General features: G+C 67.9%; 21 protein-coding genes. 6 read left to right on the top strand and 15 right to left on the bottom strand.

Going from position 1 to position 22,246, the window contains the following annotated elements:
- Positions 1 to 545: 545 nt before the first annotated feature.
- Positions 546 to 2,003 carry a coniferyl aldehyde dehydrogenase gene (locus WAE60_RS02240; RefSeq protein ID WP_337684736.1) on the bottom strand — a complete coding sequence of 486 codons (1,458 nt, stop codon included), beginning with the start codon at positions 2,001 to 2,003 and terminating at the stop codon, positions 546 to 548.
- Between the two features lie 175 nt (positions 2,004 to 2,178).
- Between WAE60_RS02240 and WAE60_RS02235 the strand changes: the two genes are divergently transcribed.
- Together WAE60_RS02235 and WAE60_RS02230 are read left to right on the top strand one after the other, a co-directional pair.
- Positions 2,179 to 3,240: a GGDEF domain-containing protein gene (locus WAE60_RS02235; RefSeq protein ID WP_029917069.1), complete on the top strand. Its 1,062-nt coding sequence runs from the start codon at positions 2,179 to 2,181 to the stop codon at positions 3,238 to 3,240.
- 101 nt (positions 3,241 to 3,341) lie between these two features.
- Positions 3,342 to 4,145 carry an enoyl-CoA hydratase/isomerase gene (locus WAE60_RS02230; protein WP_029917061.1) on the top strand — a complete coding sequence of 268 codons (804 nt, stop codon included), beginning with the start codon at positions 3,342 to 3,344 and terminating at the stop codon, positions 4,143 to 4,145.
- Positions 4,146 to 4,229: 84 nt separating this feature from the next.
- Here the strand turns inward: WAE60_RS02230 and WAE60_RS02225 are convergent, their stop codons facing one another.
- Complete coding sequence (locus WAE60_RS02225) at positions 4,230 to 4,679, bottom strand: SRPBCC family protein (protein ID WP_029917059.1); 450 nt, start codon at positions 4,677 to 4,679, stop codon at positions 4,230 to 4,232.
- Between the two features lie 2 nt (positions 4,680 to 4,681).
- Positions 4,682 to 5,659, bottom strand: coding sequence for a lipoyl synthase (gene lipA, locus WAE60_RS02220; protein WP_029917057.1), 978 nt, complete (start codon positions 5,657 to 5,659; stop codon positions 4,682 to 4,684).
- 83 nt (positions 5,660 to 5,742) lie between these two features.
- On the opposite strand from lipA, the gene WAE60_RS02215 reads away from it, so the two are divergent.
- The 3 genes from WAE60_RS02215 to WAE60_RS02205 all read left to right on the top strand — a co-directional run bounded on the left by WAE60_RS02215 (position 5,743) and on the right by WAE60_RS02205 (position 8,990).
- Positions 5,743 to 6,801, top strand: coding sequence for an alpha/beta hydrolase (locus WAE60_RS02215; RefSeq protein WP_337684734.1), 1,059 nt, complete (start codon positions 5,743 to 5,745; stop codon positions 6,799 to 6,801).
- A gap of 143 nt (positions 6,802 to 6,944) precedes the next feature.
- Complete coding sequence (locus WAE60_RS02210; protein WP_051696083.1) at positions 6,945 to 8,498, top strand: AMP-binding protein; 1,554 nt, start codon at positions 6,945 to 6,947, stop codon at positions 8,496 to 8,498.
- Between the two features lie 96 nt (positions 8,499 to 8,594).
- Positions 8,595 to 8,990: a DoxX family protein gene (locus WAE60_RS02205; protein WP_029917052.1), complete on the top strand. Its 396-nt coding sequence runs from the start codon at positions 8,595 to 8,597 to the stop codon at positions 8,988 to 8,990.
- Between the two features lie 71 nt (positions 8,991 to 9,061).
- Here WAE60_RS02205 and lpdA read toward each other — a convergent pair whose 3' ends face one another.
- The 12 genes from lpdA to secG all read right to left on the bottom strand — a co-directional run bounded on the left by lpdA (position 9,062) and on the right by secG (position 21,238).
- Positions 9,062 to 10,462, bottom strand: a complete 1,401-nt coding sequence (gene lpdA, locus WAE60_RS02200; protein WP_029917051.1) for a dihydrolipoyl dehydrogenase — start codon at positions 10,460 to 10,462, stop codon at positions 9,062 to 9,064.
- Positions 10,463 to 10,547: 85 nt separating this feature from the next.
- On the bottom strand, positions 10,548 to 11,024 hold the full coding sequence (locus WAE60_RS02195; RefSeq protein ID WP_029917050.1) for a glutathione peroxidase: 477 nt from the start codon (positions 11,022 to 11,024) through the stop codon (positions 10,548 to 10,550).
- Positions 11,025 to 11,045: 21 nt separating this feature from the next.
- The gene (locus tag WAE60_RS02190) at positions 11,046 to 12,353 is read right to left on the bottom strand and encodes a pyruvate dehydrogenase complex dihydrolipoamide acetyltransferase (protein ID WP_337684729.1); all 1,308 of its coding nucleotides are present in this window, start codon (positions 12,351 to 12,353) and stop codon (positions 11,046 to 11,048) included.
- 12 nt (positions 12,354 to 12,365) lie between these two features.
- Positions 12,366 to 12,473 carry a hypothetical protein gene (locus WAE60_RS02185; protein ID WP_231499552.1) on the bottom strand — a complete coding sequence of 36 codons (108 nt, stop codon included), beginning with the start codon at positions 12,471 to 12,473 and terminating at the stop codon, positions 12,366 to 12,368.
- Between the two features lie 385 nt (positions 12,474 to 12,858).
- Entirely contained in the window at positions 12,859 to 14,217 is a 1,359-nt protein-coding gene (locus tag WAE60_RS02180; RefSeq protein ID WP_337684727.1) for a pyruvate dehydrogenase complex E1 component subunit beta, read from the bottom strand.
- On the bottom strand, positions 14,214 to 15,245 hold the full coding sequence (gene pdhA / locus WAE60_RS02175; RefSeq protein WP_029917042.1) for a pyruvate dehydrogenase (acetyl-transferring) E1 component subunit alpha: 1,032 nt from the start codon (positions 15,243 to 15,245) through the stop codon (positions 14,214 to 14,216). Before pdhA ends, WAE60_RS02180 begins: the two co-directional genes overlap by 4 nt.
- A 163-nt stretch (positions 15,246 to 15,408) precedes the next feature.
- Entirely contained in the window at positions 15,409 to 15,705 is a 297-nt protein-coding gene (locus tag WAE60_RS02170) for a septum formation initiator family protein (RefSeq protein WP_029917040.1), read from the bottom strand.
- A 353-nt stretch (positions 15,706 to 16,058) separates the two neighbouring features.
- Complete coding sequence (gene eno / locus WAE60_RS02165) at positions 16,059 to 17,339, bottom strand: phosphopyruvate hydratase (RefSeq protein WP_029917039.1); 1,281 nt, start codon at positions 17,337 to 17,339, stop codon at positions 16,059 to 16,061.
- Positions 17,340 to 17,443: 104 nt separating this feature from the next.
- Entirely contained in the window at positions 17,444 to 18,472 is a 1,029-nt protein-coding gene (locus WAE60_RS02160) for a retroviral-like aspartic protease family protein (RefSeq protein ID WP_337684724.1), read from the bottom strand.
- Between the two features lie 206 nt (positions 18,473 to 18,678).
- The gene (gene rpmF, locus WAE60_RS02155) at positions 18,679 to 18,861 is read right to left on the bottom strand and encodes a 50S ribosomal protein L32 (protein WP_007671126.1); all 183 of its coding nucleotides are present in this window, start codon (positions 18,859 to 18,861) and stop codon (positions 18,679 to 18,681) included.
- A gap of 116 nt (positions 18,862 to 18,977) precedes the next feature.
- Positions 18,978 to 20,630, bottom strand: a complete 1,653-nt coding sequence (locus WAE60_RS02150; RefSeq protein WP_029917035.1) for a CTP synthase — start codon at positions 20,628 to 20,630, stop codon at positions 18,978 to 18,980.
- Positions 20,631 to 20,707: 77 nt separating this feature from the next.
- Complete coding sequence (gene secG / locus WAE60_RS02145; protein WP_337684705.1) at positions 20,708 to 21,238, bottom strand: preprotein translocase subunit SecG; 531 nt, start codon at positions 21,236 to 21,238, stop codon at positions 20,708 to 20,710.
- Between the two features lie 153 nt (positions 21,239 to 21,391).
- Between secG and WAE60_RS02140 the strand changes: the two genes are divergently transcribed.
- On the top strand, positions 21,392 to 21,910 hold the full coding sequence (locus tag WAE60_RS02140; RefSeq protein WP_029917032.1) for a GNAT family N-acetyltransferase: 519 nt from the start codon (positions 21,392 to 21,394) through the stop codon (positions 21,908 to 21,910).
- Positions 21,911 to 22,246 lie beyond the last annotated feature (336 nt).

Here is a 22,246-nt window from a genome sequence, read left to right as displayed (position 1 = left end):
AACTTGTCCTCACCCTACCCGGCGCCCGTATCCTGATGTCACCTGAAGGCATGGGAAGGGCGTCCGGCCGGCGACCGATGCGGCCTTCGGGGGTGGACGAGCGGGAAGGCTTTGTCCGTCGTGTCTCCTCGGGGACGCCCTGGGTTGGAGTTGGAGCAGGTTCGCCTCAGTCGCGACGAAGCTTCGGCGCTCGGGGAGACGGAGAAGCCGCCAGGCCTGGGCTGAAATCGCCCAGGCGGTCCGGGGTGCGGCCAGCACCCCGCCCGTCGGGGGCCTCCATCGGAGCGGGTTAAAAATCCGCGATCCGAAGGCTTCCGGATAACGGCTCCACGCGAAGCGCCTGTCTTCGTCGAAACGGTAACAACATCAAAGCTACTCCGGGCGAGGCCCGGGCGCTTCGCACCCTTCCCACCACCCGCCGGGCTCCCCGGCCGGGGACATGCGCTCGCGCGTGTCCCCAAGTCCTGGCGCCGTGGAGGCTGATGGGGACACGCCGCAAGGGCATGTCCCCGACCGAAGCCTTGAGGAAAGACCTTGGAAAGCCCCTACTTCTTGATCTGCCCCGCCAGGTACTTCCGGATCCCCTCCCCGTACGGCGGGCGCAGGGCCAGCATCGGGGCGATGTCCTTCTTCAGCTGGGTGAACACCGCCTTCTTGTGGCTAAACTCCAGGAAGCCGTCGCGGCCGTGGTAGCTGCCCATGCCCGCCGGGCCGACGCCGCCGAACGGCAGGTCCTCCTGGGCGACGTGGAAGATCACGTCGTTGACCGTCACCCCGCCGCTGGTCGTGCGGTTCAGCACCATGTCGCGCTCGGCGGTGTCGGTCCCGAACCAGTAGAGCCCCAGCGGCCGATCGCGGCCGTTGATGTAGTCCACCGCCTCCTCGACCTTGCCGTAGGTCTTCACCGGCAGCACCGGACCGAAGATCTCGTCCTGCATCACCGTCATGTCGTCGGTCGGGTCCAGGATCAGGGTCGGCGGGATCTTGCGGTGCTCCTGCTGGCTGAAATCCTCGCCGGCCGGATTGATCTCGACGATCCTGGCGCCCTTGGCCCGGGCGTCGTCCACATGGCCCTTGATCCGGTCGTAGTGACGCTGGGCGACCACGGCGGTGTAGTCGGGATTGTCCTTGATGGTCGGGAAGGTCCTGGCCACCGCGGCCTTGGCCTCGGCCACGAAGGCGTCGACCTGGTCGGCCGGGGCCAGCACGTAGTCGGGCGCCAGGCAGATCTGGCCGGCGTTCAGGGTCTTGCCGTTCATGATCCGCGCCGCCGCCGTGGCCATGTCGGCGCCGCGCGACAGGATCACCGGGCTCTTGCCGCCCAGTTCCAGGGTGACCGGCACCAGGTTCTCGGCCGCGGCCCGCATCACATGGCGCGCCACCGAGGTCGCGCCGGTGAAGACCAGGTGGTCGAACGGCAGGCTGGTGAAGGCCTGGCCGACTTCCGGGCCGCCGGTGATCACCGCGATCTCCTCCTCGGAGAAGACCTTGGCGAACATGGTCTTCATCAGCTCGGACGTGACCGGCGTGAATTCGGACGGCTTGATCATCGCCCGGTTGCCGGCCGCCAGCACCCCGGCCAGCGGCGCGAAGGTCAGGTTGACCGGGAAGTTCCAGGGGCTGATCACCCCGACCACGCCCTTGGGCTGGTACTGGACCTCGGCCTTGGCCCCGAACAGGCCCAGGATCGCCGGGGTGGTCTTGCGCTTCTCGGGGCGCATCCACTTGGCCAGGTTCTCCTTGGCGAACTTGAGCGGACCGATCGAGCCGGCGATGTCGGTCAGGCCCGTGGCGTCCTTCGAGCGCGCGCCGAAATCGGCGTTCAGGGCCTCGGCGATCTCGGCCTGGTGATCGACCAGCAGGCCGATGCAGCGGTCCAGCCATTCGATGCGCCGCTCGGCCGTCGGGGCGCCTTGTCGCAGGTGCGCGGCCTTCTGCGCCTCGAGGATTCGAGACATCGCGGCTTTCGCCGATTCCAGGTTGAGGTTGGCGGGCGCGTTCACGGTCAGGTTCCTCCCAGCGGCCTGCAGGCTCATCTTATCACCGTTCACAATGCTCGGGACGGAGGGATCACGCAAGTGAACGTCGTTCGTTCTTAACGGCTCGTTTGAACTCTTCGGCCTAGATTGGAGCTCCAAGCGCGCATCCGGGCGATGCGGCGCTGTTGGGGGACTGGAAATGTCGGACGTCGAAACCACGCTGCGCGGCCCTGAGGCCTATAAGATCGCCGGCCGGGCGCTGGGACTGATGGAGCGCCATCAGGTGTGGCCGACCGCCCTGAACTTCGAGCTGTGGACCCACTTCGTCGCCGATCCGGACGGCGCCCTGGCCCGCGAGCTGACCCGCCTGATCTCGTTGGGCGAGCCGCTGACCGAGCTGCTCAGCGAGGAGCTGGCCGCCACCTACCTGCCCAAGGCCAAGCTGAACGAACAGATCCGCGACGCCGGCGACCTGCTGAGCAAGGAACTGGAATCGGTCTCCAAGGCCATCCAGGACGCCCAGAAGAGCAACGCCGCCTACGGCAAGACCCTGAACGGCGCGGCCAAGGAGCTGGACGCCTCGCAGGACGTGGGCAAGCTGAAGGCCGTCGTCAGCGGCCTGGCCGACGCCACCCGCCGCGTCCAGAAGGAAAACAAGTCGCTGGAGACCCGCCTGGCGGAGTCCACCGCCGAGGTCGACCGTCTGCGCGAGCACCTGGAACAGGTCCGCCGCGACGCCACCACCGACGGCCTGACCAACCTGGCCAACCGCAAGGCCTTCGACGAAGAGCTGGACCGGGCCTGCAGCGAGGCCGACGAGGCCGGCACCACCATCTGCCTGGCCGTGCTCGACATCGACCACTTCAAGGGCTTCAACGACACCTGGGGCCACCAGACCGGTGACCAGGTCATCCGCTACGTCGCCAGCGTCATCGGCCGCGTCGCCGCCCCACCCCGCTTCGCCGCCCGCTACGGCGGCGAGGAGTTCGCGATGATCTTCCCTCGCGAGTCGGCCGCCATGGTCGCCGGCACCCTGGAGGAGATCCGCGTCGAGGTGTCTTCGCGCATGCTCAAGCGCCGCTCGACCAACGAGGACCTGGGCGCGATCACCATCTCGTCGGGCTTCGCCGAACGTCGTCCGGGCGAGACCGGCCACTCGGTCATGGAACGGGCCGACGCGGCGCTCTACACCTCCAAGCGCGGCGGCCGCAACCGCGTCACCGCCGCCGAAAGCAAGCCGGACTCGGCCAACGCGGCCTAGTCGCGAGCGCCCTGAACGGGGCGTCTCAGATTTTTCTGGTCTTCCCCAAGGTTAGTCGCGCCTAGACTCCAGGCGACAACGACGAGCCTTGGGAGGACGCCATGACCTACGAGAAGATCCGGCTGGAAGCCGCCGACGGCCTGGCCGTCGTCACCCTCGCCGATCCGTCCACCCTGAACGCCGCCAGCCTGGAAATGGCCCGCGAACTGGCCCACGCCTTCGGCTCGATCGCCGCCGGCAAGGTCGAGGCGCGCGCCGTGATCCTGACCGGCGAAGGCCGCGGCTTCTGCTCGGGCGCCAACTTGTCGGGCGGCGGCGCGGCGGGCCGCGAGGCCGACGTCGACGGCAAGCCCGACGCCGGCTCGGCCCTGGAAAGCACCTACAACCCGCTGGTCAGCCTGCTGCGCGACTTCCCCCTGCCGATCGTCACGGCGATCAACGGGCCGGCGGCGGGCGTCGGCTGCTCGATCGCCCTGCTGGGCGACATCGTGGTGGCCGCCGAGAGCGCCTATTTCCTCCAGGCCTTCCGCCGCATCGGCCTGGTGCCGGACGGCGGCTCGACCTATCTGCTGCCGCGCCTCGTCGGCAAGGCGCGGGCCATGGAGATGATGCTGCTGGGCGACAAGATCCCGGCCGCCACCGCCCTGTCCTGGGGCCTGATCAACCGCTGCGTCCCCGACGCCGAACTGATGCCGACCGCCACGGCCATCGCCAAGGAGCTGGCCGCCGGCCCGGCCGCCCTGTCGGCGATCCGCAAGCTGGTCTGGAACAGTCTCGACGCCGACTGGGTGGGCCAGCTGAACGCCGAGCGCCACGCCCAGAAGCACGCCGGCAAGACCGACGACTTCATCGAAGGCGTCAGCGCCTTCCTCCAGAAGCGCCCGGCGGCGTTCAAGGGGCGGTGACGGGGACATCCCCTTGCGGCGTGTCCCCAAGTTCGAGCGCCGCGCCAGCCGATGGGGACACGCCGCGAGGGCATGTCCCCGGCTTTATTTCGGCCCGTAGATCGCCCGGGCCCGGTCCTCGAAACAGCCGATCAGCGTGTTGGCCGCCCGGTCCAGATTGGCGGCCAGCATGGCGTCGAGGATCTTGGACTTGAACGCGAAGTCGATGACGAACTCGACGGTCGTGCCGGCTTCGTGCGGCAGGAACCGCCACTGGTTCGCCAGCCGCTTGAACGGGCCGTAGAGCAGGCTGACGTCCACCGTCAGGGCCGAGGCGTCGCGCCGGACCCGGGTGGCGAACTTCTCGCGCAGGAACGAGAACCCGACCTGGGCCTCGGCGTCCACGGTCGAGACCTGGGCGTCGGCGCGTCCGTTCCAGGTGCGCATAGCCGTGATCCACGGCACGAACTGCGGATAGGCCTCCACGTCCCCGACCAGCGTGAACAGCTGCTCGGGCGCATAGGGCAGCACCCGGGTGACGACGTGGCGGTGCAAGTCTAGGCGCTCTTGGCGTCCAGCGCCCGGCGCGCGGCCTGCAGCTTGGCGAAGTCCTCGCCGGCGTGGTGCGACGAGCGGGTCAGCGGGCTGGACGAGACCATCAGGAAGCCCTTGGCCCGGGCGATGGCCTCGTAGGCCTTGAACTCTTCCGGCGTCACGAAGCGGTCGATGGCCGCGTGCTTGCGGGTCGGCTGCAGGTACTGGCCGATGGTGATGAAGTCGACGCCGGCCGAACGCATGTCGTCCATCACCTGCATCACCTCCTCCTTGGTCTCGCCCAAGCCGACCATCAGGCCGGACTTGGTGAACTGGGAGGGATCGCGTTCCTTGACCCGCTCCAGCAGGCGCAGGGAGTTATAGTACCGGGCGCCGGGGCGGATCTTCAGGTAGAGCCGCGGCACGGTCTCGAGATTGTGGTTGAAGACGTCCGGCCTGGAGTCGATCACCACGTTCTCGGCACGGTCTTTGCGCAGGAAGTCCGGGGTCAGGATCTCGATGGTCGTGCCCGGCGAGGCGGCGCGGATCGACGTGACCACCTCGGCGAAGTGGCGGGCGCCGCCGTCGATCAGGTCGTCGCGGTCGACCGACGTGATGACCACGTGCTTGAGGCCCATCTTGGCGACGGCCTCGGCCACGCGGCGCGGCTCGTCGGGGTCCAGTTGGGTCGGCAGGCCGGTGGCGACGTTGCAGAAGGCGCAGGCCCGGGTGCAGATCTCGCCCATGATCATCATGGTCGCGTGCTTCTGGCTCCAGCACTCGCCGATGTTCGGACAGGCGGCTTCCTCGCAGACCGTGGTCAGCTTGTGCTCGCGCACGATGCCCTTGGTCTCGTTGTACTGACCCGAGCCCGGGGCGCGGACCCGCAGCCAGTCGGGCTTGCGCAGCACCGGCGTATCGGGGCGGTTCTGCTTTTCGGGGTGGCGAACGGCGCGATCTTCGGGAGAGCGGGCGTTCAGCGTGTCGATCAGGGTGACCATAACGGCCTAGATCGGACTTCCTGGCCTCCAGATCAAGCATGCGTTCTTGCATGTGACGCTAAGGCGCGAAAAGAGTGCCTGGAATGCGTCGCCGCCTCCTGAGTCTGCTGCTGCTTTTGCCGCTCGTCGCGTGCCGCGACGAGGGCGTCCGCGCGCCGTTCGCGGAGAGCCGCACGCCCCCGTCCCTCGACGTGCGCTTCCAGCCGCCGGCGGGCTGGGCCTGGGGCTATGTGAAGGTCGGCGACGACCTGGTGCAGCGTTATGGAGTCTCCGCCCCACGGGGCGTGGCGCGGGGCCAGATCCTGATCCTGCCGGGCTATGGCGAGTCCGCCGAGGGCTGGTTCGAGACGGCGGCCGACCTCAACGGCCGGGGCTATGTGGTCTGGATCCTGGAGCGCCAGGGCCAGGGCGGCTCGGAACGGGCCACGCCCTGGCGGGACCTGGGCCATGTCACCAGCTTCGCTCCCGACGTCACCGCGACCCGGGCCATGGTCAAGGCCGTGATCCGGCCGCCCCAGGGCGGCGTGGGGGCCCGCGACCCGTTCGTGATCCTCGGCGCCGGCGACGGCGGCCTGGTGGCGCTGCGGGCCTTGGAGGAAGGGGTTCTGGCCGACACGGTGATCCTCTCCTCGCCCAATTTCGATCTCGCCGACCCGCCCCGTTCCAAGACCGAGCTGATCCGCATCGCCCGCTGGGCCCGCGGCCTGAAGCTGGGCTTCGTGCGCTATCCCGGCCAGGCGGGCTGGAAGCGCGAAGGGCCCGACGGCTTCGGCGCCAGGCTGACCCACGATCCGGCGCGCGGCGCGGTGCAGCAGGCCTGGCGGCTGGCTAATCCCGACCTGCGGATGGGCGCGCCGAGCCTGGCCTGGTACGCGGCCTTCTACGACGCCGTGGACGCTGTCGGGCGCGACCTCAAGCGCGTGCGGACGCCCGTCGTGATGCTGGACGCCGGCCAGGACGTCAAAGCCCTGCCCGGGCCCCAGCGCACGGTCTGCGCCGCCCTGCCCCGCTGCGTCGAGACTCGCTACCCCGGCGCCCGCCACGCCCTGCACCTGGAGACAGATTCGGTGCGCGCTCCATGGCTGCAAAAGATGGATCAAGTTCTGCGCTCTCGCACGGCTTCACCGCCCGCCAAGCCTTGAACGACAAGGGCTTGAGCGCATTTTAGAAGGACCGGTGCGCTTCCGCGCGCGTAACGGGTGTTTGCAAAGCGACACGCCGTCGCTAGGGTCCCGCTTCAATCAGACGAGGGCGCGACGTCGCGCTTCCGGGAGGTTTCGCCGGCATGCCGGTAGTTTTCAATGCGCAGGACGGCCAGAAGGCCATCTTCGACGCCCTGCTCGACGCCCGTGACAAGTACGGCGCCAAGAAACTGATCCTCGAGGATCAGGATCGCAATCCACTCAGCTACACCGACTTGGTGCGGGCGAGCTTCGCGCTCGGCCGCAAGATCGCGGCCATGACCAAGCCGGGCGAGCATGTCGGCGTGCTGCTGCCGTCCGGCGCCGGCGCGGTCGTCACCTTCTTCGCCCTGCACGCCTTCGGCCGCGTGCCGACCATGCTCAACTTCACGGCCGGCCTGCGCAACCTGCGCGCCGCCTGTGAACTGGCCGGGGTCAAGCGCGTGCTGACGGCCCACAAGTTCATCGAGCTGGGCAAGCTGCACGACATCGTCGATGCGCTCGAGCAGAAGGCCCAGATCACCTATCTGGAGGACGTGCGGGGCACGATCGGCCTGGCCGACAAGCTGTTCGCCGCCGCCGCCGGGATCTTCCCGCGCCAGTTCCGCGCCTCGGCCAAGCCCTCGGATCCCGGCGTGGTGCTGTTCACCTCGGGCAGCTTCGGCGCGCCGCGCGGCGTGGTGCTGAGCCAGGCCAACCTGGTCTCCAACGCGATCCAGATCGCCGCCCATATCGAGCTGGACCCGGCCTGGGTGTTCTTCAACCCGCTGCCGGTGTTCCACTGTTTCGGCCTGACCGGCGGGGTGATCCTGCCGCTGCTGACCGGCATGAAGGCCTTCCAGTACCCCTCGCCGCTGCACACCAAACAAATCCCGCCGCTGCTGAAGGATGCCGGCGCCTCGGTGCTGCTGGCCACCGACACCTTCGTCAACCAGTACGCCCGCGCCTCGGAAAGCGACGAGCTGAGCGGCCTGAAGTTCGTCGTCTGCGGGGCCGAGAAGGTCCGCGAGGAAACCCACAACCTGATCGCCGAGAAGTTCGGGAACGTGCCGGTGCTCGAAGGCTACGGCGCCACCGAGGCCTCGCCGGTCATCGCGGTCAACAAGCCCGACGACAACCGCCGGGGCACGGTCGGCGGCCTGCTGCCCGGCCAGGACTGGAAGATCGAGCCGGTCGAGGGCATCACCGAGGGCGGTCGCCTGCTGGTGCGCGGTCCCAACATCATGACGGGCTACCTGCGGGAGGACGGCGGCGTCGACGCCCCCGAGGGCGGTTGGCACGACACCGGCGACGTGGTGACGGTCACCGACGACCTGTGGATCACCATCAAGGGCCGCGTGAAGCGCTTCGCCAAGATCGGCGGCGAAATGGTCTCGCTGACCGCCGCCGAGGACCTGGCCTCGGCCGTCTGGCCCGATGGCCGCCACGCCGTGATCTCGATGCCCGACAAGAAGAAGGGCGAGCGGCTGGTGCTGGTCACCGACCGCCAGGACGCCGACGTCTCGCCCCTAGTCGCCCATGCCCAGAGCATCGGCGCCCCGGAGCTGGCGGTGCCGCGCAAGATCCTCAAGGTCACCCAGGTGCCGGTGCTGGGCAGCGGCAAGACCGATTACGTCGCCATCCAGAGGATGGCCGATCAGGACGCCAAGGCCGCTTGATGAACCTGGCGGACATCGCCTCTTTCGAAACCCCGGCGGGCCGCCCTGGCCCGTCGGGGTTTTTCGTTTTGACCGTCGACTAGGAGGGAGATCGACATGGAACGACTGATCGTCTGGACGCCGCGCGTCCTCAGCCTGCTGCGGATCATCGCCGCCCTGCTCTTCATGGAGCACGGCCTGATGAAGGTGTTCCACTTCCCCGGGCCGCAGCCGGGCGCGCCGGACCCGCTGCCGCCGATGCTGGTGGCCGCCGCGTGGCTGGAGATCATCGGCGGGACCCTACTGGTGCTGGGCCTGTTCACGCGGCCCGTGGCCTTCGTCCTGTCGGGCCAGATGGCCGTGGCCTATTTCCTGGCCCACGCCTCGCAGGGCTTCTGGCCGGCCCTGAACGGCGGCGAGGCGGCGATCCTGTTCTGCTTCGTCTTCCTGTACCTGGTGTTCGCCGGGCCGGGCGAGTGGAGCGTCGACGCCCAGGTGCGCAAGCGGCCGTAAGGTCGCTGCGAGCCAAACAAAAAGGGCGGCGCTCCGGAGCGCCGCCCTTCTCTTTTGCCGCTAGGCCAAGCCTAGATGTGCAGGACGCGGCCGTAGGCGTCGAGCGCGGCCTCGTGCATGGCCTCCGACATGGTCGGGTGGGCGTAGACGATGCCGTGCAGGTCTTCCTCGGTGGCCTCGAGCGTGATGGCCGTGACGAAGCCCTGGATCATCTCGGTGACCTCGTGGCCGATCATGTGGGCCCCGATCAGGGCGCCGGTCTTGCCGTCGAACACCGTCTTGACGAAGCCCTCGACCTCGCCCGCCGCCACGGCCTTGCCGTTGACGCGGAACGGGAAGCGGCCGGCCTTGACGTCGATGCCGGCGGCCTTGGCCGCGGCTTCGGTCAGGCCCACCGAGGCCACCTGCGGGTTGGCGTAGGTGCAGCCCGGGATCGGCGAGTTGACGTGCGGGGTCTTGAAGCCGGCGATGAACTCGGCGGCGTGGATGCCTTCGTGGCTGGCCTTGTGGGCCAGCCAGGGCGGGCCGGCGGCGTCGCCGATGGCGTAGAGGCCCGGCACGTTGGTCTCGCCGTGCTTGCCAGTGACCACGTGGCCGCGGTCCATGTTCAGGCCGATCGCTTCCAGGCCCTCGGTGTTCGGGGCGATGCCGACGGCGACGATGCACTTCTCGGCGGTCAGGGTCTCGGCCTTGCCGCCGACCTCGACGGCCACCGAGACGCCGTCCTTGGTCTTCTCGACCTTGGTCACCTTGGCGCCGATGCGGAAGGTGATGCCGCGCTTCTCGAAGGCCTTCTGGGCGGCCTTGGAGACCTCGGCGTCCTCGACCGGCATGATGCGGTCGACGGCTTCCACGACGGTCACCTCGGCGCCCAGGGCGCGGTAGAAGCTGGCGAACTCGATGCCGATGGCGCCCGAGCCGATGACGACCAGCGACTTGGGCATGGCCTTGGGGGCCAGGGCGTCGCGATAGGTCCAGATCTTGTCGCCGTCCGAGACCGCGCCGATGGCCGGGATGTTCCGGGCCCGGGCGCCGCTGGCCAGGATCACGTTCTTGGCCTGGATGGTGCGGCTGCCGCCGGCCTTGAGGGCCACGACCACCTTCGGCGAGGGGTTGCCCTTCTCGAGCTTGGCCTCGCCTTCCACGACCTCGATCTTGTGCTTCTTCATCAGGAAGGCGATGCCCGAGGACATCTGCTTGGCCACGCCGCGCGAGCGCTCGATGATCTTGCCGAAGTCGAACGAGGCCTTCTCGACCGACAGGCCGTAGCCGCCCAGGTGCGACAGCTGCTCGTAGATCTCGCCGGACTTCAGCAGCGCCTTGGTGGGGATGCAGCCCCAGTTCAGGCAGATGCCGCCCAGGCTCTCGCGCTCGATGATCGCCGTCTTCAGGCCCAGCTGGCTGGCGCGGATCGCGGCCACATAACCGCCGGGGCCGGCTCCGATGACGACGACGTCGAATTCCGTGGACATGTCTTTCGTATCCTAGCTTTTGACGCCGTCGGGGGGAGCCGGCCGGCGTCGGTCGATCGGTCCCGAGGACCGGTCCAGGAGAGCGTTACAGCAGGGCCTCGACGGCCTGCTTGAGGTCTTCAGGCTTGGTGGTCGGGGCGAAGCGTTCGACGACTTCACCGTCGCGACCGATCAGGAACTTGGTGAAGTTCCACTTGATCGCCTCGGTGCCCAGGAGACCCTTCTGCTCGTGCTTGAGATAGGCGTAGAGCGGATGGGCCGACGGGCCGTTGACGTCGATCTTGGCCAGGACCGGGAAGGTCACGTCGTAGGTCAGCGAGCAGAAGTTCGCGATCTCCTCGGCGTTCCCAGGCTCCTGAGCCCCGAACTGGTTGCAGGGGAAGGCCAGGACGGTGAAGCCCTTGTCCTTGTACTCCCGGTACAGCGCCTCCAGCCCCTCGTACTGGGGGGTGAAGCCGCACTTGCTGGCCGTGTTGACGATCAGCAGCACCTGGCCGCGATAGTCGGCCAGGCTTGCGTCCTGGCCGTCCAGCGTCTTGGCGGAGTAGTCGTAGACGGACATCCCTGCCCTCCCCTATGCCGCTTAGACGATCAGGGTCAGCGGCTCTTCGATCAGCGGCTTGAAGGCAGCCAGGAACTTGGCCCCGATCGCGCCATCGACCACGCGGTGGTCGCAGGTCAGGGTGACGGTCATCACCGTGGCCACGGCCAGCTGGCCGTCCTTGACCACCGGACGCTGCTCGCCGGCCCCGACGCTCATGATCGCGCCTTGCGGCTCGTTGATGATCGAAGCGAACTGCTTGATGCCGAACATGCCCAGGTTGGAGACCGAGAAGGTGCCGCCCTGGAATTCCTCGGGCTTCAGCTTCTTGGCCTTGGCGCGGGCGGCCAGGTCCTTCACCTCGGCCGAGATCTGGGCCAGGCCCTTGGTCTCGGCGGCGCGGACGATCGGGGTGATCAGGCCGCCGTCGATGGCCACGGCCACGGCGATGTCGGCGTGCTTGTGCAGGGCGATGCCTTCGGGCGTGTAGGAGGCGTTGGCCTCCGGCACGCGCTTCAGGGCCACGGCCGCGGCCTTGATGATGATGTCGTTGACCGACACCTTCACGCCCTGGCCTTCCAGCAGGTGGTTGATCTTGGCGCGCGCGGCCAGCAGGGCGTCGATCTCCAGATCGATGACCAGCGGGAAATGCGGCACGTCGCGGAAGCTGTCGGTCAGGCGGCGCGCGATGGTCTTGCGCATGCCGTCCAGCGGGACCAGGTCGTACGAGCCGGCCGGGATGCCCTGCTGCTCCAGCGACTGGACCTTGCGCGGCTCGGCGGCGGCGGCCGGAGCCGAGGCGCCGGCGGCCGGAGCGGCCTTGGCGACGGGCGCGCCGCCCTTCTGGGCGGCTTCCACGTCGGCCTTGACCACGCGGCCGTGCGGGCCGGTGCCGGGGATCGACTTCAGGTCCAGGTTCGCGGCCGAGGCCAGGCGACGGGCCAGCGGCGAGGCGAAGACGCGGTCGCCGGTCGGCGTAGCCGCGGGAGCGGCCTTGGCGGGCGCGGCGGTCTCGCCGGCGGCCTGGGCGGGCGCGGCCGGAGCCGGAGCGGCCTTCGGCGCCTCAGCGGCCGGAGCAGCCTTGGCGGGAGGCGGCGCCGGGCTCTCGCCCTCGCCGGCCAGCTTGGCGATCGGAGCGTTGACCTTGACGTTCTCGGTCCCGGCCTCGACCAGGATGGCCTCGACCACGCCTTCATCGACGGCTTCGACTTCCATCGTCGCCTTGTCGGTCTCGATCTCGGCGATCACGTCGCCGGCCTTGACGGTGTCGCCGACCTTGACGTGCCACTTGGCGAGGGTCCCCTCCTCCATGGTGGGCGACAGGGCGGGCATCAGGATGTCGATCGACATTGAGCTTCTTCCTCAAGCGTTCGGGACGGCTTCGACCAAGGTGGTCGGCGTCCATTTGGCCTTGCGACGGGCAAGGCGTTGTTCGTCCGTTTCGTCGTGATAGTCCAGCCGTTCGGGCACGCGATCGGCGAAACCCGGCAGGTCGGTCCCCACGACGTTGAGGGTGGCGTAGGCCTGGCCCTCGTCCTCGATCATCGCCGCCACGTAGCAGACGCATTCGCGACAGATCAGGAAGTCCACCGCCCGCCGCCCGAACCGGTAGCGCATCAGCGCCCCCGGGGCGGCGGTGATGTGCAGGCGGCTGGCCGGATCGCTGGTCGTGCGCCCGCCCTGCCGACGGCAGAATGAGCACTGACAGGCCCGCAGCGGCAACTGGTCCAGCGGCTTGCCGGGGTCCAGTTGCACATGCACCGCGCCGCAGTGGCAGGAGCCGTTGAGGGTCTGGGTCATGAGCGCCTCCGAGCCCGTTCACACAGGCCAGGGCCTAGGTGAACGGGCCGGATGATCACCGGTAGCAGACCGTCTTGGCCGCCTTGACGATCTTGGGGACCGAAGGCAGCGACAGGGCTTCCAGGTTCGCCGCATAGGGCAGCGGCACGTCTTCCTGGTGCACCCGCAGCGGCGGGGCGTCCAGGTAGTCGAAGCCGAACTCGGTGATCCGGGCGACGATCTCGGCGCCGACGCCCATCGGGCCCCAGCCTTCCTCGACGGTCACCAGGCGGTTGGTCTTCTTGACGCTTTCCAGGATGGTGTCGTGGTCCAGCGGACGGATCGTGCGCAGGTCGACGACCTCGGCGCTGATGCCTTCCTTGGCCAGTTCCTCGGCCGCCTGCAGGGCGAAGCCCACCATGCGGCTGTAGGCCACCAGGGTGACGTCCGAACCTTCGCGACGAACCTTGGCCTTGCCGATCGGCACGATCCAGTCCTCGACGTCCGGGATGTCGAACTCGTGGCCGTACATCATCTCGTGTTCGAGGAAGACGATCGGGTTCGGGTCGCGGATGGCGGCCTTCATCAAGCCCTTGGCGTCGGCCGCGTCGTACGGCGCGATGACCTTCAGGCCCGGGATGTTGCCGTACCAGGCCGCGTAGTCCTGGCTGTGCTGGGCGCCGACCCGCGAGGCCGCGCCGTTGGGGCCGCGGAACACGATCGACGACTTGATCTGGCCGCCCGACATATACAGCGTCTTGGCGGCCGAGTTGATGATCTGGTCGATCGCCTGCATGGCGAAGTTCCAGGTCATGAACTCGACGATCGGCTTCAGGCCGGCCATGGCCGCGCCGACGCCGAGACCGGCGAAGCCGTGCTCGGTGATCGGCGTGTCGATGACGCGCTTGTCGCCGAACTCCTGCAGCAGGTCGCGGCTGACCTTGTAGGCGCCCTGGTACTGGGCGACTTCCTCGCCCATCAGGAAGACCTTGTCGTCGCGGCGCATTTCTTCGGCCATGGCGTCGCGCAGGGCGTCACGGACCGTGATCTTCTTCAGCGGCGTGCCTTCCGGGATCTCCGGATCGGCGAAGGTCGAGGCGGCCGAGATCGGCGCGGCGGCCGGAGCTGAGGCGGCGACCGGCGCGGGCGGGGCCTCAGCGACCGGAGCGGCGGCGGGAGCCGGCGAAGCGGCTTCGCCCTCGCCCTTCAGCTTGGCGATCAAGGTGTTGACCTTGACGTTCTCCGAGCCGGCCGGAACCAGGATGGCTTCGATCACGCCCTCGTCCACGGCTTCGACTTCCATCGTCGCCTTGTCGGTCTCGATCTCGGCGATCACGTCGCCGGCCTTGATGGTGTCGCCTTCCTTGACCAGCCACTTGGCCAGGGTCCCCTCTTCCATCGTCGGGGACAGGGCGGGCATCAGGATGTCCGTCACTGGGCGGCCTCCAGGTATACGTCGGTGTACAGTTCGGAAGGATCGGGCTCGGGGCTGGTGCGGGCGAATTCGGCCGCCTCGGCCACGATGCGCTTCACCTCGGCGTCGACGACCTTCAGGTCGTCCTCGGTGACGCCGGCCTTGGCCAGGCGCTCCTTCAGGTGGTCGATCGGGTCGCGGGTCTGCTTGACGTTGTCGACCTCGTCCTTCGTCCGGTACTTGGCCGGGTCGGACATCGAGTGGCCGCGATAGCGATAGGTTTTCATCTCGAGGATGAACGGACCCTGGCCGCTACGGGCGTGCTCGGCGGCGCGGGCCCCGGCCTCGGCCACGGCGATCACGTCCATGCCGTCGACTTCCTCGCCCGGAATCCGGAACGACGTGCCGCGCTTGTGGAAGGCGGTTTCCGACGCCGAACGCTCGACGCTGGTGCCCATGGCGTACTGGTTGTTCTCGATCACGTACACGACCGGCAGCTTCCACAGCTGGGCCATGTTGAAGCTCTCGTAGACCTGGCCCTGGTTGGCCGCGCCGTCGCCGAAATAGGCGAAGGCCACATTGCCGTTGCCGCGGTAGTGGTTGTTCAGCGCCAGGCCGGTGCCGAGCGACACCTGGGCGCCGACGATGCCGTGGCCGCCGTAGAAGCCGGTCTCGATGTCGAACATGTGCATCGAGCCGCCCTTGCCGCGCGACGAACCGCCCGCGCGGCCGGTCAGCTCGGCCATGACTTCGTTGGGGTCCATGCCCGCGGCCAGCATGTGGCCGTGGTCGCGGTAGCCCGTGATGATCTGGTCGCCCTTGACCTTGATCGACTGCATGCCGACGGCGATGGCTTCCTGACCGATGTAGAGGTGGCAGAAGCCGCCGATCAGGCCCATGCCGTACAGCTGGCCGGCGCGCTCCTCGAAGCGGCGGATCAGCAGCATGTCCTGGTAGAATTTCAGAAGCTCGTCCTTGCCGACGAAGGTGTTGACACCGGTGGCATCACCCTTCCCCGCGGGGGCTTCACCCTTGCGCGTACGCGCCATTCAACTCTCCCTGGCCAATCTTCATCGCGGCCTACTCCTGAACGCCCACCGCCGAATGAACCTTCGGTTCCGCGTTAGATGGGCGCCCGTTGTCAAACCCGAAACGGGCCAGGCTCACCTGATCCGTCGGCAGAGCCGCGGGACCGGTTCCCGTACCAAACGCTCAGCGCGGGGTGCGGATCACATAGTCCTTGGGGTCGGCGTATCCCAGGAGCGAACGCGCGCGTTCTTCCAGAAGGTCCGCCGACAAACTGCCGCTGCGTAATAGACGAGCACGGGCCTCCAGGTCCATCCTTTCGGCGCGGATCTTCTTCAACTCCAGCGTCTTGGCGGCGAGATCTGCGTTGCGCTGCGACGTCGATAAGAGGCCGCGCTCGCCCGTCAGGGCGTGAAACACGAAGTAAGTGATCAGCAGAAGGAGCGCCGCGGTCGGCAGGAAAGGTTGCAGTCGGGCGAACATCAGCGATTCCCAGGAGGGGAAGTTTACCCTGCCCGATCATGCTTAACGCCTTACTAAACGGGGGGTTTGCGAAGGTCGGGACAAGATGTCGAAAGCAGCTCCCTAACGCTTTCATTTGAGATGGTTTCAAGGGCATCTAGATACCGCGTCGCAGCATCTGAACGGCCGTTTGGAGCCATTTTTTGCGGCGGTGCGGCGAGCCGCCGTTTTTGCTTTTAGAAAAATTGTTGGTGAATTTTGGCGCCCGGCGCCTCGAAAACGGGCGTCCGGACCTTCGGGGACGAGAATCGTAACATCCGAAACGAAAAAGGCGGCGCTGGAAGCGCCGCCTTTCGTCGTCCGGAGCCTTAAAGCTAGCGGCCCTTGAGCACCGCGCGGCCGGCGTAGACGGCCTGGTCGTCGAGGGCCTCCTCGATGCGCAGCAGCTGATTGTACTTGGCCAGACGGTCCGAGCGGGCCAGCGAGCCGGTCTTGATCTGACCGCAGTTCAGGGCCACGGCCAGGTCGGCGATGGTCGAGTCCTCGGTCTCGCCCGAACGGTGGCTCATGACGCTGGTGTAGGCGTTGCGGTGGGCCAGGTCGACGGCGTCGATGGTCTCCGACAGGGTACCGATCTGGTTGACCTTGATCAGGATCGAGTTGGCCAGGCCCTTGTCCAGGCCCAGCTGCAGGCGCTTGGGGTTGGTGACGAACAGGTCGTCGCCGACCAGCTGGACCTTCTTGCCCAGGGTGTCGGTCAGCAGCTTCCAGCCTTCGAAGTCGTCTTCCGACATGCCGTCCTCGATCGACAGGATCGGGAACTTGTTCGCCAGGTTGGCCAGGTAGTCGACCATCTGGGCGGGGTCGAGGCTCTTGCCCTCGCCTTCCAGCTCGTACTTGCCGTTCTTGAAGAACTCGGTGGCGGCGACGTCCAGGCCCAGGACGAAGTCCTCGCCCGACTTGTAGCCGGCCGCTTCACCGGCCTTGACGATGAAGGCCAGGGCGTCTTCGGCCGAGCCGAGGTTCGGGGCGAAGCCGCCCTCGTCGCCGACGTTGGTGTTGTGGCCGGCGTCCTTCAGAGCCTTCTTCAGGCCGTGGAAGATCTCCGCGCCCATCCGCAGGGCTTCGGCGAAGGTCGGGGCGCCGGTCGGCAGGATCATGAATTCCTGGATGTCGATCGGGTTGTCGGCGTGGGCGCCGCCGTTGATGATGTTCATCATCGGCACGGGCAGGACGCGGGCCGAGACGCCGCCGACGTACTTGTAGAGCGGCAGGCCGGCCGACTCGGCGGCGGCCTTGGCGGTGGCCAGCGAGACGCCGAGGATGGCGTTGGCGCCCAGGCGGCTCTTGTTGGGCGTGCCGTCCAGCTCGATCATCAGGTTGTCGATGCGGCGCTGGTCCTCGGCGTCGACGCCCGACAGCGCGTCGAACAGTTCGCCGTTGACCGCCTCCACGGCCGCCTTGACGCCCTTGCCGCCGTAGCGGGACTTGTCGCCGTCGCGCTTTTCGACGGCTTCGTGAGCGCCCGTCGAGGCGCCCGACGGCACGGCGGCGCGGCCGAAGGCCCCGTCTTCCAGGACGACATCGACCTCGACCGTCGGATTGCCGCGGCTGTCCAGGATTTCGCGGGCGATGATGTCGACGATCTCGGTCATGGGAGCTCCCCTTTCAAAAGGCGCCTCCCCTTAGCGGCGTGGGCCGCGAACCGCAACCAGCGCTCGCCGGATCGTCGGTCAGATCGTCGGAACGAACGTTCGGGTCAGGCCTCGAGGATCGGCGGCGTCCAGCCCTTGCCGAGGCGGAACTTCACGCGGTCGGAGCCGAAGTCCAGCTCGACCCGGGCGAACATCTTCAGCACGTCGACCCCCAGCAGCACGGCGGGGCGGCTGTTGAGGTTCCAGATATCGAAGATGTGCAGGTCGGCCAGCACCAGCGGCAGGTTGGTCATCCGCAGGGCGCCCATCTCGATCGAGCGGACGACGCGCAGTTCGCCCACGGTCGCCTCGCCCGCCGCGCCGACCAGGCGGATGGCCATGGACGGTTCGGGCTTGCGGCGCACCCGCAGCTTGATCGCCTCGGCCAGGGCCATGTTGCCCATGCTGGCGCCGGAGCCGGAGTCGATGAAGGCCACGCAGCGCACGCCGCTGACCCGGGCGTTGGCCACCGCCAGCCGGCCGAAGCGGGCGTCGGCGACCACCGAGACCTCGCGCACGCCGGGATAGGCGGCCGTCATCGAGGTGCTGCGACGGACCTCCAGCCGCTTGCGGCGGAAATCCATGATGACGTTTCGGTCGTCCAGCATGTCGACGCCCAGCAGGCCGTCCACGCCCAGGCGTTCGGGGCTCAGCACCGGCAGTTCGGCGTTCCTCATGCGGGAATCGCCGGCCACCATCAGCGGCACCTTGGCGGTGGGCGTCAGGGCCGAGCCGCCCACCCCGTGCAGCATCACGTCGGGCCCACGCTCCAGCGCCAGCTTCGCCGCCAGGGTCGTCGACAGCGCGCTGCGGTCGGCCCCCGTGTCGACGACGAAGGCGAAGGGCCCCTGCCCGTTGATGAAGACCTCGACCGTCATGCGGTCGATCGCGTCCAGGGCGGTGTCGAGGAAGATCGGCGGCGCCTCCTCGACCGGGGGCGTCACGCCGGGCGGCGGCGCGGGCGGCGGCGGCATCGGCGCGGTCTGCAGCGAAGCCGGCTGCAGCAGGGCCGCGGGCGTCGAGGATCGAGCCCAGGCCTGCTCGGCCATCAGCGACAATCCCAGTCCCGCCGCGATGTTTCGGCGTGTGAGCATGGGTGAATCTCCCTGCCGTCAAGATAACACGGTTATTCGACGACGTTGTCGAAATCCGCATCCAGCCAAGCATGGGAGCCGCCGCGCCACTTGGGGAAAGCTGCGCCGAAAAGCGAAAAGGCGGCGGTCCGGGGACCGCCGCCTTTCAGGCTTCGTCTTGTCGCCCGACCCCGGCTATTTCGCCGGGTCGAGGCTGACCGGAAGGACTAGTCTTCCTTCGGGGTCAGGATCTGCTTGCCGTTGTACAGGCCGGTCTTCAGATCGACGTGGTGCGGACGGCGCAGTTCGCCCGAGTCCTTGTCCTCGACGAAGGAGTTGGCGCCCAGGGCGTGGTGCGACCGGCGCATGTTCCGGCGAGAAGGCGAAGTTTTTCTTTTAGGAACGGCCATCGAAGTGACTCTGCTCGCTGAGCGTGAAAATCGGAAGCGGCGACTCGGGAAAGACCCAGGCCGCCGCGTGAGGGCGCGCTTATGCCCGAATCTGTTCGGAGATGCAACCGCGCTTGTTAGACGAGTCGTCCCTGCTCTTTCGCCGCCGCGATGAAGCTGGCGAACAGGGGGTGCGGGGCGAACGGACGGCTCTTCAGTTCGGGGTGATACTGCACCCCGATGAACCACGGATGGTCCTCGCGCTCGACGATCTCGGGCAGCACGCCGTTGGGCGAGCGGCCGGTCAGTTTCAGGCCGGCGTCCTCCATCAGGTGGGCGTAGCCGATGTTGACCTCGTAGCGGTGGCGGTGGCGCTCGCTGATCTCGGTGCCGCCGTAGATCTCGGCGACCTTCGAACCGGCCGTCAGGACAGCCTCGTAGGCCCCCAGGCGCATGGTGCCGCCCAGATCGTCGTTGCTGCGCCGCTGGACGGTCTCGTTGCCCTTGATCCACTCGGTCATGATGCCGACCACCGGACGCTCGGTGGGGCCGAACTCGCTGGACGAGGCGTCCTTGATGCCGGCCACGTTCCGCAGGGTCTCGATGACCGCCATCTGCATGCCGAAGCAGATGCCGAAGTACGGCACCTTGCGTTCGCGGGCGAACTGGGCGGCGCGGATCTTGCCCTCCGCGCCCCGCTCGCCGAAGCCGCCGGGCACCATGATGGCGTGGGCGTTCTCGAGCCGCGCGGCGGCAGCGCCCTCCTCGCCCTCGAAGGTCTCGCTCTCGACCCAGTCCAGGTTGACCTTGACCTTGTTGGCCAGGCCGCCGTGGTGCAGGGCCTCGATGAGGGACTTATAAGCGTCCTTCAGGACCGTGTACTTGCCGACCACGGCGATGGTCACTTCGCCGTCGGGGTGGTTGACGGTCTGGTCGATCGCTTCCCAGCGCGACAGGTCCGGCTTGGGCGCGTCGCTCATGCCGAACACGTCCAGCACCTCGGCGTCCAGGCCTTCCTTGTGATAGTCGATCGGCACGGCGTAGATCGACGAGCTGTCCATCGCCTGGATCACGGCGCTGGGGCGCACGTTGCAGAACTGGGCGATCTTGCGCTTTTCCTCGACCGGAATCTCCTGCTCGCAGCGACACAGCAGGATGTCGGGCTGGATGCCGATCGAGCGCAGTTCCTTGACCGAGTGCTGGGTCGGCTTGGTCTTCATCTCGCCGGCCGTCTTGATGAACGGCAGCAGGGTCAGGTGCACGTAGCAGCTCTGATTGCGCGGCAGGTCCTGCCGCAGCTGGCGGATGGCCTCGAAGAACGGCAGGCCCTCGATGTCGCCGACGGTGCCGCCGATCTCGACCAGCACGAAGTCGACCGGCTTCTCGCCCGTCTCGTCCATGGCCGGCGACAGGACGAAGTCCTTGATCTCGTTGGTGACGTGCGGGATCACCTGGACGGTCGCGCCCAGATAGTCGCCGCGGCGTTCCTTCTCGATGATCGTCTTGTAGATCTGGCCGGTGGTGATGTTGTCGGCCTTGGTGGCCGACACGCCGGTGAAGCGCTCGTAGTGGCCGAGGTCCAGGTCGGTCTCGGCCCCGTCGTCGGTCACGAAGACCTCGCCGTGCTGATACGGGCTCATCGTGCCCGGATCGACGTTGAGATAGGGGTCGAGCTTACGAAGGCGGACCTTGTAGCCGCGTGCCTGAAGAAGCGCTCCGAGCGCCGCGGAGGCGAGGCCTTTTCCCAATGAGGAAACCACGCCGCCGGTGATGAAGATGTACCGGGTCATGGGCGATCAGATTAGCCGTGATTCGTCCTCGCCGGGGAAAAGACCGGCGTTCATCAACAGTAAAATGCCGCCGGCCCTTACTGGGCCGGCTTCTGGTCGGCCGCGGCCGGGGCGCTGATCACCGGAACCGGCGCGGCGGCCGGCGCCTTGGGGGCCGGAGCCTTGGCGGCCGGCACGGGCGCCGAGACGGTCGGGGCCGGGGCGCTGATCTGCGGGGCCGGGGCCTGGATCGTGGCCGGGCCGGCGGCGGTCGGAGCCGAGGGGACCGGAATGGTCGTGGTCGGGGCCGGGGCGGTCGGACCGGCCGGCAGCGGCGCGGCGTTCAGGGTCTTGCTGTCCAGGCCGTCGAGCTTCAGTCGGTCGACCACGGAATTGGTCGAGCCCTGGCGACCCGTCAGGACGGTCAGCACGATGCTGATGATCAGGAAGATCGAGAACAGGATCCAGGTCGTGCGGGTCAGCAGGTCGCCGGCGCCGCGGGCGGTCATGAAACCGCCGCCGCCGCCGCCCATGCCTAGGGCGCCCCCTTCGGAGCGCTGCATCAGCACCACGCCGATCAGGACGACGCAAACGATAATGTTGATGGCCAGCAGAACGCCGATGAGCATGTCTAAATCGATCTCGATCCGGGCGACGGACGCATCCGCCGCGAAAAACGAAGCGGCCCCTCTATCACTTGCGACGAGCCCGCGCCATAGCTGGGGACGAACCGTCCGCACTCAAGACCATTCCCCACGTCCGTATCAGGTCCTTTCCGCCGCATGATCCTCGAGACCGAACGCCTCAGGCTGACGCCGCTGACGCTTGAGGACGCCCCCCTTGTCTACCCGTTCATGAGCGATCCGGAGGTGATGGCCCACTGGGACCGCGCCGCCATCGAGGATCCCGACGAGGTCGCCGCCGCCGTCGCCGCCCAGGTCGCCGAAATGGCCGAGCGCCGGGCGCTGTACTGGGCGATCCGCCACGCCAAGAGCGACTGGTTCCTGGGCTATTGCGAACTGGTCGACCTGGACTGGCGGCACCATCGCGGCGAGCTGGGCTTCATCATCACGCGCGACGCCTGGGGCCAGGGCTACGCCACCGAGGCCGCCGCCGCCCTGCTGGCCCACTGCGCCTCGTCCCTGGGCCTGAAGCGGATGATCGCCCGCACCCATGTCGGCGACAGCCGGGCGGAGAAGGTGCTGGAGAAGCTGGGCTTCGAGCAGGAAGGCTATCTGAAGGGCCATGTGGACCGCGACGGGGAGCGGCGGGATTGCCGGCTCTACGGGTTGCTGTTCTAGGGGTTTCCTCGAGACTGCTTCGGTCGGGGACATGCCCTTGGGCGTGTCCCCAAGTCTTGGCTCGGCGCTTTCTGATGGGGACACGCGCGAGCGCATGTCCCCGGCCGGGAAACCCGGCGGGTGATGGGAAGGGTGCGAAGCGCCCGGGCCTCGCCCGGATGATTTGCAGTTTTGAATACCGTTTCGACGAAGACAGGCGCTTCGCGCGGAGCCGTTACCCGGTGAGCGTTCGAGACGCGGGGTTTTAACCCGCTCCCGCTTTACGCCCCCGACGGGCGGGGTGCTGGCTGCACCCCGGACCGCCTGGGCGATTTCAGCCCAGGCCTGTTGCGTCCG

The organism is Caulobacter sp. CCG-8 (assembly GCF_037402475.1).
GTDB lineage: Bacteria > Pseudomonadota > Alphaproteobacteria > Caulobacterales > Caulobacteraceae > Caulobacter.
Note: the sequence above shows the minus strand (reverse complement) of the source record. Positions and strands in the feature narration are given on the sequence as shown.